We start from the raw sequence: 11,211 nt of genomic DNA on the forward strand, positions 1-11,211 counted from the left end.
AAGTAAAAAAGACCTTTTACTCATTTTACAGAATATTAAGTTAGTAAAACTTTTTCATATTGCTATTTTTTTCATTAGTTCAGTTATTGATAATAGTGGTATATATATCTACGAAAAGTTTATATTTCTTTTGTAAAAAAATTGCATTCGTTAAAGATTACTTTTAAACTAGGGGCGTAATTTAGCTATTGCAGAATTTAAAATAGCATTCTATTATTACTGTACACATGCCAACAAATAATTTGAGACCAGGAAAATGAGCGAATCATTAAAAGCGTTAAATAACATCCGTACTCTTCGTGCTCAAGCTCGCGAAGTTACTTTAGAATCTTTAGAAGAAATGCTGGAAAAATTAACGGTCGTTGTTGATGAGCGTCGTGATGAAGAAAGCCAAGCACGCGCGGAATTAGAAGAACGTAACCGTAAATTAGAAAAAGTTCGTGAAATGATCCTAGAACAAGGCGTAGATTTAAATGATCTTCTGCAAACTATGGACTCAGGTAAAACGACAAGCACTCGTGCTAAACGCGCTGCACGCCCTGCTAAATACAAATATGTTGATGAAAACGGCGAAACAAAAACGTGGACTGGCCAAGGCCGTACACCTGCTGTAATCAAAGTTGCTATTGAAGAGCAAGGCAAATCGTTAGACGATTTCTTAATCTAATCAACTAAACACGTATTCTAAACACCCTTTTTAAAGGGTGTTTTTATTTATAGCCTTATATATTATTTTATATTTCTCTGTGTCAGAAGTATCTTCATGCATATAAAACCAGCATCCTAATTTCAATTATTTCATATAGACTTCTCTTAAAATGCGTATTCTTCGTTGTTCAAATGCCTAAAAAAATTAAATAAAATATTGTTATAGTAAAGAAATGTAATCTTAATTAGAAATAACAGGTGCATAGACAAGCATTTATTGACCTACTCTGTAAGCATATTTTTAATACTTTCATCGTAAAAGCTAAATGCCACAATTGTTGCATTTGCAATGTAAGATATACCACTTAATACTTAGCTACTGGCATTAATATTACCGATTTATCTGCACAAAAAAGGCTAACAGATAAAATTAGCCTTTAATAAAATTTGACGGATTGAAGCGATTTAGGTTTATTTAATGTTTGATGACAATTCTTTCACCCACTGTGTAAAATCATCGCCCAATGTATCGTGCTGCATTCCATATTCAACAAAAGCTTTCATGTAACCTAATTTATTTCCGCAATCATGGCTTTTACCACATAAGTGGTAGGCTTCAACAGGCTCGTTATTTTCCATCATTAAAGCAATTGCATCAGTTAATTGTATTTCATCACCAGCACCTGGTGTTGTCTTCGCTAATGCACCCCAAATCTTTTCAGATAATACATAACGGCCAACAATGGATAAATTAGATGGTGCTTCGTTTTGTTTTGGTTTTTCAACCATACGTAAAATCTTTTTACTATCGCCAGGTTGTAAGCTTTCACCATTACAATCCACAATACCGTAATTAGAAACTTCCTCTTCGGGTACAGGTTCGACCAAAATTTGACTCGCCCCTGTTTCCTCGAAATGTTCAAGCATTTCACGTAAGTTAAATTTAGTTAAATCTGTGCTGTAACGATCTAAAATTACATCAGGTAAAATTACTGCAAATGGTTCTTCGCCAACCAGGGGTTTAGCACATAAAATAGCGTGACCTAACCCTTTTGCGATTCCTTGGCGCGTTTGCATAATCGTAACATGACTTGGGCAAATAGATTGCACCTCGTCGAGTAATTGGCGCTTAACACGGGCTTCTAAAATGGCCTCTAACTCAAAGCTTGTATCAAAATGGTTTTCAATTGAGTTTTTAGAAGAATGTGTGACAAGGACAATCTCATTAATACCCGCGGCAATACATTCATTAACAACATATTGAATCAACGGTTTATCAACGATTGGTAGCATCTCTTTAGGGATCGCTTTCGTTGCTGGAAGCATCCTTGTTCCTAATCCCGCAACGGGGATTACCGCTTTACGCACCTTACGTTGTGTCATTTTATACTCCATATAATTTCTGCACACCTTTACCTCATTTTTCAAAAAAGTGAATGAGGTTTTTTTAGTGCGCAGAAGTATATCAGGAATTATTAATGAATAAATAGCGATGAGTCTGATTAGCTTTATTTGGCGCTTTACTGTGAGTCATTTTAAGATAATGCTAACTTTCAGGGTTAAACATAAGTTTTATTTTCTGGCTGTTATTACGAATTAAACACTGCCAAGCCGTTCCTTTTACTTCTAAATGATTCGGATGGTAGAATTTTAGAGCACCCAATGGAATACTTCTGTCTAATTTAAAATGGGATTCTTCTGTAGTCACTTCCGCTTCTAAACCTGCACTTGCCATAATAATCGCTTTATTCTGAGTATTAAAATACCCAAGAAGTAGAGGAAAATGGCCGGTAAACCCTGAGTCTTCTAACAAATGATTTATTTGATTAATAATTTTATCAATATTTGGTAGTTTTTTATCTGGGTAGCTCACCGCGTTTTTCAACAAATCATTGAAAACAACACGAATCAAAAACGCAGCCATGATCCCCTCTTGTGCTGAGCGCTCTGTATCAATGCAATAAAAACCGATTTGGCTTTCTGAAATTGGCGCTAAATCTAGCAACAGTCCAAATCGGTTGGCTTCATTCAATTGGCGATAATTAATTCGATAACCATTAATAATCTGATGCACTGGTGGCTGCAATTGTTTCAAGACGGCTAGCATATCTTGCGTATTACTTTGCATCAGAGACGCAATCTGGTGTATTTCATCACCAATTTGAGTGCTAAGATCATCTTCTTCGGGATAGAGAGCAGACAGAATTGTAATTTTGACTTCATCTAAATTCTTTATTGGCTTAAGTAAAGCATCCTTTGCACCAAGACGAAACATGCGATCAAGCTGAGTAAAATCTGTCGTTGCAGAAATAACGATCACAGGTGTGGTTATATTACTAGCAACCAATTCACGCATGAAGTCTTCCCCATTCATCACTGGCATATTTAGATCACAAAGAATAATATCAGGGTCAATTCCCTCAACCGTCAACATCTCAATCGCTTGTTGGCCATTACTTGCGGTATAGATCTCTAGCTCTAAACTTTCTAAGTACGTTTTCAAGATAGTACAGAAGGTGATTTCGTCTTCGATTATCAATATTTTTCTATTTTTCATTTGATACCTACCGCAATAACCCTGTTTAATTAACAATACTATTATTCATATAATAAAATCATTTTTCATCCATCATTTGAGTATAGTGATTTTTCAACCTTCTACTTATTTTTATCGAGAGTATTATGGATCACCAAGAAGAAAGTAAGTGCCATTGTGGCAGCAGAGCACAATTTGAACATTGCTGTGCCCCATTCTTACGCAATGAAGCCACCCCAGAGACGCCTGAACAGCTTATGCGTTCACGTTATAGTGCCTATGTATTGCATAACGCTGATTATTTAATTGAAACATGGCATCCAGATTGCAATGCACAAGAGTGGCGGCAAGAAATGACAAATAGCTTCGAGCATACACAATGGGTAGGGCTCCGTGTTATTAGTTCTTCTTATGCTAAAAACGCCGATGAAGGCTATGTCGAATTTTCGGCTTGCTTTATTGATGAAAAAGCTGATCATAAACAGCTTATTCATGAACGTTCCCGCTTTATTCGTTTGAATTCGCGTTGGTATTATCTCGATGGTATTACCCCCAAAGTTGGACGTAACGATTTGTGTCCCTGTGGTTCTGGCAAAAAATATAAAAAATGCTGTGAATAAAACGAATACTTTCGTTATAAACACTAAATACTATCTACCTACGTGAGTTCATTACGCCGTATGTATTAGCCTGAAAAATAAGGCTCTGTTAGTTAAGGATTAGGCAGTTTCATGCAACACAAAATTGTACAAAAAAAAATCCTCAGGACTATTTGCCCTGATGCGAAAGGATTAATCGCAAAAATCACCAATATTTGTTACAAGCACCAACTCAACATTGTGCAAAATAATGAATTTGTGGATCACCATACGGGTCGTTTTTTTATGCGAACAGAACTTGAGGGTATTTTTAATGATGAAACCCTCCTCGCCGATCTTGATGACGCATTACCCGCGGGTTCAAAACGTGAGCTCAATGCTTCTGGCCGCCGCCGTATTGTTATCATGGTGACCAAAGAAGCACATTGTTTGGGTGACTTGTTAATGAAGAGTGCTTACGACGGGTTAGATGTTGAAATTGCAGCCGTTATTGGTAATCACGACACATTGAAAAATTTGGTTGAGCAATTTGGTATTCCATTCCATCATATTAGTCATGAAGGTTTAACTCGTGAACAACATGATGAAAAGATGACGGCGCAGATTGATCAATATCAACCTGATTATGTCGTTTTAGCAAAGTATATGCGAGTTTTAACCCCTGAGTTTGTCCAGCATTATCCTAATCAAATTATTAATATTCACCATTCATTCTTACCTGCTTTTATTGGTGCACGCCCTTATCATCAAGCTTATGAGCGTGGTGTGAAGATTATTGGCGCTACCGCACACTTTGTGAATGATAACTTGGATGAAGGTCCTATTATCACGCAAAACGTGATTAACGTTGACCATACATTTACAGCGGATGATATGATGCGAGCAGGTCGTGATGTTGAAAAAAATGTCTTAAGTCACGCATTGTATTGGGTGTTGGCGCAACGTGTATTTGTATATGGTAACCGCACTATCATTTTATAAACAAATACACGTAAGCCCTTTCTAGTAATAATTTGTAGTATTTACAATCATTAAGAACAAAAAAACAGCAAACGAATGTTTTTTGAAAATTAATGCTTTACAGCGGCGCGTCATTTGATATGATGCCGCCCGCTGTGACCGATTACAGCAATTCAAAATCTGGTGGGATACCCAAGCGGCCAAAGGGAGCAGACTGTAAATCTGCCGTCACAGACTTCGAAGGTTCGAATCCTTCTCCCACCACCATTTAAAGACACTCTACACCAAGCTTATCAACGACCCCCATAAAACGATTTAGTACACTTGAATGTGCCTTTGACTTATAGACATAACATTCGCTCTGCCCCAATAATTTATTCAGTGATATATATATTAATGACTTATCGATTAATTCTTCTTCAGGATAGTGATCAATAATGCCAATAAAATCACCATCTTGAATAAAACTCTGGCAACAACCAATATTATCCATTTGCCTCACACTCACTTTATTATCGAGTGTTTCTATTTTTTCTAATAAATCACTCATCAGTGAACTTTTATAAAACGCAGGATCACAAAGCCATGTGCTTTCTTGTAATAATGCGACAAGGTCATGATTAAATTTCTCATAAAGAGCCTTACGACAGTAAATGCCCAATGGTGAATTCTCTATTTTTTTTTGTAATGAAAATCGTTCACTTATCACTTGTTCAGAGCTTAAAATCAGTGTATTTCCATCATAGTCAACTATTTCATCCACCTCATCATAATTAAACCTTAATATATTTACTTGTACATTATTTTGATGAGCTGCTTGGTAAAGATTAATCAAATGATTTTCCTTTCCCCAGTCATAGTAAATATTTGCTTCATTGACAATATAACCTGAAAAATGTTTTTTAGTGATTTCCTTCTCCTGCAAGTACAGATCTCTAAGATCATTATAAAGTTCCTGGCCATCCTTAGTTAATGTCATTCCAAATTTTTCTCGTTTAAAAAGCCGTTTACCTAGGCTTGTTTCGAAGTCCTTGATAGACTTAGCGATAGGAGGCGTCGTTCGGTTCATCACTCTCGCAGCTTTACTTAACGAGCCATTTTCAACAACCGCCATAAACGCCTCTAATTTTCTTGAAAAGAACATATCTATGACCCCATTCTATTTATTAATATGTTAATCAACAAAATTATTATCCAATAGATAATATATTGATTATCCCATAACCAAAATCATTCAATAAAAAATAAAATTTAATTTTTTATTGAATGAGTAACAATATTTCATAAAAGTATTTTTATAATTTCCAACATAGCAAAGCAATATATTATACTGTTTCTTTTAATTATTTTTTATGCCACCACTATTAAATCACATTAAAATGCAAATAACCAATTGACTTTAAATGAAATTAACAATGCTTATTTCAAATAATTAACAACCATTTTTTAATCATCAACCATAACTTTATATTAATGACAATTGAATCACACACAATAAATTATAAATAATTAAATATATCCTTATTTATTTTTAATATGGCTATTTTCCATTACACCCCTAATTCATATCTTTAATTAATTGTTATTTTGTATATTAGCCAATAACCACTATCATATGGGTTACAGTGACGATTGCATCTGTTAGAATTAACCATAAGAATATTAAAAATAGGTGATAAAAATTCATGAAATTCATATCGTTTAACATCAATGGTCTTCGTGCTCGCCCGCATCAACTTGCCGCTATCATCGAAAAACATCAACCTGAGGTCATCGGCTTACAAGAAACCAAAGTACATGATGATATGTTTCCTTATGATGAAGTGAGCCAATTGGGTTATCATGTTTTTTATCACGGCCAAAAAGCACACTACGGTGTTGCGCTTCTGACTAAAAATGAACCTATCGCTGTTCGTAAAGGCTTCCCGACTGATGATGAAGAAGCTCAACGGCGAATCATTATGGCTGACATTCAAACAGAGCGGGGATTACTCACTGTAGTCAATGGTTACTTCCCTCAAGGTGAGAGCCGTGACCATCCAACAAAATTTCCTGCAAAAGAAAAATTTTACCGTGACTTACAAAGTTATGTGACTTCCACACAAACTGCGGACTCCCAGCTACTCATCATGGGTGATATGAATATTAGCCCAACAGATTTAGATATTGGTATTGGCGATATCAACCGTAAGCGCTGGTTAAAGACAGGAAAATGTTCATTTTTACCTGAAGAACGAGAGTGGCTAGACAAGCTAATAGGTTGGGGTTTAGTTGATACTTATCGCGCAAAAAACCCAGATGTCGATGACCGTTATTCATGGTTTGATTACCGTTCGAAAGGTTTCGATGATAATCGTGGTTTACGCATCGATTTATTACTGGCATCCAATAAGCTAGCAGAACGCTGTATTGCAACAGGTATTGATTATGAAATTCGTGGAATGGAAAAACCGTCTGATCATGCCCCTGTTTGGTCTGAGTTCGATTTAACTAAATAGTTAATATTATGTGGAAAGGCGCTCAAATCAGCGCCTTTTTATTGACTTAGTCATCCGCTTTCTTCTTACTTTTCTTCGCAGTTTTAGCCATTTTCTTACCACCTTTACTTGGCGGTGGAGGTAACTCTCTAAATGCTCGTAAATTAGTAAACTGGCGTGCGTGATGAATAAGCTGTATCAATGTTTCACTCAGTGGATGCATAAAATCATCATAACGAGTTTGCTTTTCACTGATTTGCGTTAAAACTGATTCCCAGTGCGCTGTCATATCAGGCAACGTAGCCATGTCAGGCAATACATGAATCAAGGCTCTTCCTGCAGGAGATGAATGAATATATCGCCCTTTTTTATACAGAAACTGGCGTTTAAACAATAAATCGATAATCCCAGCTCGGGTTGCTTCAGTGCCAAGACCATCTGTTTCTCGCAATACTTTTTTTAATGCTTTATCTTGAACAAATCGCGCAATACCCGTCATAGCAGAGAGTAAAGTGGCATCAGTAAAAGGCCTCGGTGGCTGAGTTTGCCTCTCAATCACTTCTCCTTTTTCACACAAAAGCTCATCATCTTTAGCAACAACAGGCAATGGCATCCCATCGTTTTCAGCATCACGCTCTTTCCCGCCTAAAACAACCCGCCAGCCTGCTTCAGCTAAGAAGCGAGCTTTGGCAACAAATTTGCCCTTTTCAATTTCCAGTTCAATCGTGCATTTGCGAAAAATAGCATCAGACATAAACTGGATAATATATTGGCGTGCAATTAGCTGATAAATATGATTTTCATTTTCTGTTAATTTTACTGCTGTTGCTTTAGCTGTAGGGATAATCGCATGGTGAGCATCAACTTTTTTATCATCCCAGCAACGGTTTTTCTTATCTAATTCAGGTAATTCAAATTCTGTTAAATCAGGTTGATGAACCGCAATTGCATTTAATACACTATGTCGCCCTGCAAAGTGCTCATCGGGTAAATAACGGCTATCTGAACGTGGATAGGTGATTAATTTATGGGTTTCATATAAGCGCTGGCAGATATCCAACACTTCTTGCGCACTTAACGCGTATTTTTTAGCTGCTTCTATTTGTAATGCAGACAATGAAAAAGGCAGTGGCGCAATTTCAGACTCTCGTTTGTCTTGATACAGCGTGACAATTGCGGGTTTTCCCTCAATACGAGATACGACATGCTCAGCCAACGGTCGATGAAATAAGCGCCCTTCTTCATCCTGATAATCAATACAAGACTCACTCGGTTGCCAAGTCGCAACAAAGCGTTCATCGTTTGGGGTGACAATGTGCGCTTTCACTTCAAAAAAGTCTTTAGGCACAAAATGTTCTATCTCTTCATCACGCCTCACTACCAGCCCTAAAACAGGGGTTTGTACTCGACCAACAGAAAGAACACCTTGATAGCCGCCACGTTGCCCTAGCAACGTGTAAGCGCGAGTCATATTAATACCATACAACCAATCTGCTCTTGCCCTTGCAAGGGCAGATACACACAATGGGATAAACTCGCGGTTTTCCCTTAACCGGTCAATAGCGCGCTCAACGGCTTGGGGATTAAGGTCATTGATAAGGCAACGTTTAACGTTTTTGCGTTTTTCCACATCAAGTTTTAGAAAATCGAGCACTTCATCCACCAGCAACTGACCTTCTCTATCAGGGTCTCCTGCATGGATCACAACTGTTGCTTGTTTAAGCAGTGCTTCGATGGTTTTCAGTTGTTTGGTTACTGCGGCACGCGGTTTTAGCTGCCACTTTTCAGGAATAATTGGCAAGTCTTGCAAATTCCAACGCGCATAGCGTGGCTCATAAGCATCGGGCTCAGCCTGTTCAAGAAGGTGACCAATGCACCATGTGACCGTTTGGCCATCACCACATTTAATAAAACCATCCCCCCGCTGGTGAGGTTTTGGTAGTACATCGGCAATCGCTCTAGCGAGGCTCGGTTTTTCCGCAATAAACAAACGCATGAATTAATCTATCACTTCAACTAGTGGGACATTGTCCTGATGGGGGAGTAATCTTCCGATAGACTGTAGCAAAACACCTTGCTGCTGTGCAATCTCTTTAATTTTAATGACTTCAGATGGTTTTACAGCAATAAGTAACCCACCAGAGGTTTGAGGATCACACAATAATTGACGCTGCATATCACTCATAGGACCAATAAGATGACCATAGCTATCAAAATTACGTGATGTTCCGCCTGGCACACATCCCGCTTCGATATATTTTTCAACATCGGCTAATTTTGGCACTTTGCTAAAAGAAACCTGTGCGCGAACGCCAGAACCTTCGCAAATCTCACTTAAGTGACCAAGTAAACCGAAACCTGTCACATCCGTCATTGCAGTGACACCTTCTAGGGGGGCAATCACGGCGCCGAGTTTATTCAACTGGCACATGGTTTCTGCGGCAAGGTGCTGGTGCTCTTCTTTGAGTAAACCTTTTTTCTCCGCGGTCGTTAGCACGCCAATACCGAGTGGTTTTGTCAAAAACAGCTCACAATCTGCTGTTGCAGCACTATTTTTTTTCACATACTCCGTGTTGACGACCCCCGTGACAGCCAGGCCAAAAATAGGCTCAGGGGCATCAATAGAGTGCCCACCCGCAAGGGAAATTCCAGCATCTGCACAAGCAGCACGACCACCTTCAATCACTTCACGAGCAACCTCTGGTGGTAATTTAGCGATCGGCCATCCTAAAATCGCAATCGCCATAATCGGCTTACCCCCCATAGCAAAAATATCGCTAATCGCGTTGGTTGCCGCAATGCGCCCAAATTCAAATGGAGAGTCAACGATTGGCATAAAGAAGTCAGTGGTACTGATGATCCCAATACCATTACCTAAATCATAAACAGCAGCATCATCCTTAGTTTCATTGCCAACTAACAAATGTGGATCATGAAATTTGGCTTGTTCTGTATGTAAAATCTGTTCTAACACTTTCGGGGCAATTTTACAGCCGCAACCCGCTCCGTGACTGTATTGCGTTAGCCTAATTTTCTCAGTCATTATTGTTCCCTTAAAAATGTGTGATAAAGCTGTCCATATCTGGTGTTTGAACTTTTGCTGGTGCTTTTAGTTCTGGAGTGCCTAAATAAAGGAAACCGACAATACGGTCATTTTCTTCGCAACCTAACCCTGCACGAACAACGGCATCTTCTGTCCATGAACCTGAGCGCCAAATCCCACCAAAACCTTGTGCAACTGCAGCCATTTGCATTGCTTGGACAGTACAACTCGCAGCAACTAATTGCTCCCACTGTGGCACTTTAGCGTGATCTTTAATTTTCGCGATCACTGTGATGATTAAGGGTGCACGAAAAGGTGCATTACGTGCTTTTTCTTCAACTTCTGCACCTAGTTTGCCTTCAATCGCTGCTTTTTCTAGCAATTGACTAAAGCGCTTAATACCCGCATCTTGCATAATAACGAAATGCCATGGGCGTAATGCACCGTGATCGGGTGCTCTCATTCCTGCCGCAAGAATGTTATTAAGTTCTTCGCCTTGTGGTGCTGGTGTAGTGAGTCTGGAAGCTGAACGACGGTTCAACAAAAGAGTTAAAGCATCCATATTGGTCTCCGATTAAGAGTAGACTGATTTGATAATCATTCAATCAGGTAATTATACCCACACAACCTATTGTTATAGTAAGCTTATCGTTACACTCTGACTTGCTTGACGATTAACGTGGGTTGCATTAATTAGATTATTAATTCATTGAATTATATCATTTGTCATGAGTGAAAAATATCATTGTGGCATTGTATATCGCGCATAACGGATTTGTTATGCATAAAAAATGATTCATTATCAAATAACTGTATTGTTAATAAATCAAATTTAAAGCAGTATCCAAAATAGTTTGTGCCACAAGTAGGCGGCAAGCGATTGAGTCCCTAGGAGCATACATAAGTCTGTGACTAGAGCGAGTGAGTGAAGCCTGCAACCTTGTGGTA

10 protein-coding genes and 1 tRNA gene are annotated in these 11,211 nt (G+C 38.3%); 5 read left to right on the forward strand and 6 right to left on the reverse strand.

Features of this window, described 5'->3' with window-relative positions:
- The first annotated feature begins 256 nt into the window (after positions 1 to 256).
- Positions 257 to 667, forward strand: coding sequence for a histone-like nucleoid-structuring protein H-NS (gene hns / locus PSF27_RS09780; RefSeq protein ID WP_206086135.1), 411 nt, complete (start codon positions 257 to 259; stop codon positions 665 to 667).
- A gap of 452 nt (positions 668 to 1,119) precedes the next feature.
- Here hns and galU read toward each other — a convergent pair whose 3' ends face one another.
- A complete protein-coding gene (galU, locus tag PSF27_RS09785) occupies positions 1,120 to 2,031 on the reverse strand; it encodes a UTP--glucose-1-phosphate uridylyltransferase GalU (RefSeq protein WP_206086136.1) in 912 nt (303 codons plus the stop codon).
- Between the two features lie 163 nt (positions 2,032 to 2,194).
- Positions 2,195 to 3,205 (reverse strand): two-component system response regulator RssB, encoded by a 1,011-nt coding sequence (rssB, locus tag PSF27_RS09790; RefSeq protein ID WP_206086137.1) that lies wholly within the window; start codon positions 3,203 to 3,205, stop codon positions 2,195 to 2,197.
- A gap of 125 nt (positions 3,206 to 3,330) precedes the next feature.
- On the opposite strand from rssB, the gene PSF27_RS09795 reads away from it, so the two are divergent.
- The 3 genes from PSF27_RS09795 (at position 3,331) to PSF27_RS09805 (ending at position 5,010) form a co-directional block, all read left to right on the forward strand.
- Positions 3,331 to 3,804, forward strand: coding sequence for a YchJ family protein (locus PSF27_RS09795; protein ID WP_206086138.1), 474 nt, complete (start codon positions 3,331 to 3,333; stop codon positions 3,802 to 3,804).
- Positions 3,805 to 3,915: 111 nt separating this feature from the next.
- Positions 3,916 to 4,764 (forward strand): formyltetrahydrofolate deformylase, encoded by an 849-nt coding sequence (gene purU / locus PSF27_RS09800; RefSeq protein ID WP_206086139.1) that lies wholly within the window; start codon positions 3,916 to 3,918, stop codon positions 4,762 to 4,764.
- Positions 4,765 to 4,925: 161 nt separating this feature from the next.
- Positions 4,926 to 5,010 (forward strand) — tRNA-Tyr (locus PSF27_RS09805).
- Between the two features lies 1 nt (position 5,011).
- Here the strand turns inward: PSF27_RS09805 and PSF27_RS09810 are convergent.
- On the reverse strand, positions 5,012 to 5,887 hold the full coding sequence (locus PSF27_RS09810) for a LysR family transcriptional regulator (RefSeq protein WP_206086140.1): 876 nt from the start codon (positions 5,885 to 5,887) through the stop codon (positions 5,012 to 5,014).
- 541 nt (positions 5,888 to 6,428) lie between these two features.
- Here PSF27_RS09810 and xthA point away from each other — a divergent pair.
- A complete protein-coding gene (gene xthA, locus PSF27_RS09815) occupies positions 6,429 to 7,241 on the forward strand; it encodes an exodeoxyribonuclease III (protein WP_206086141.1) in 813 nt (270 codons plus the stop codon).
- A gap of 46 nt (positions 7,242 to 7,287) precedes the next feature.
- On the opposite strand, the gene PSF27_RS09820 is transcribed toward xthA, so the two are convergent.
- The 3 genes from PSF27_RS09820 to PSF27_RS09830 are packed head-to-tail and all read right to left on the reverse strand — an operon-like array spanning position 7,288 to position 10,825.
- The gene (locus PSF27_RS09820) at positions 7,288 to 9,216 is read right to left on the reverse strand and encodes a DNA topoisomerase III (protein ID WP_272681380.1); all 1,929 of its coding nucleotides are present in this window, start codon (positions 9,214 to 9,216) and stop codon (positions 7,288 to 7,290) included.
- A 3-nt stretch (positions 9,217 to 9,219) separates the two neighbouring features.
- The gene (gene selD / locus PSF27_RS09825; RefSeq protein WP_206086143.1) at positions 9,220 to 10,263 is read right to left on the reverse strand and encodes a selenide, water dikinase SelD; all 1,044 of its coding nucleotides are present in this window, start codon (positions 10,261 to 10,263) and stop codon (positions 9,220 to 9,222) included.
- A 10-nt stretch (positions 10,264 to 10,273) separates the two neighbouring features.
- On the reverse strand, positions 10,274 to 10,825 hold the full coding sequence (locus PSF27_RS09830; protein WP_206086144.1) for an NAD(P)H nitroreductase: 552 nt from the start codon (positions 10,823 to 10,825) through the stop codon (positions 10,274 to 10,276).
- Positions 10,826 to 11,211 lie beyond the last annotated feature (386 nt).

This window comes from Providencia sp. PROV129 (genome assembly GCF_028482245.1).
GTDB lineage: Bacteria > Pseudomonadota > Gammaproteobacteria > Enterobacterales > Enterobacteriaceae > Providencia > Providencia vermicola.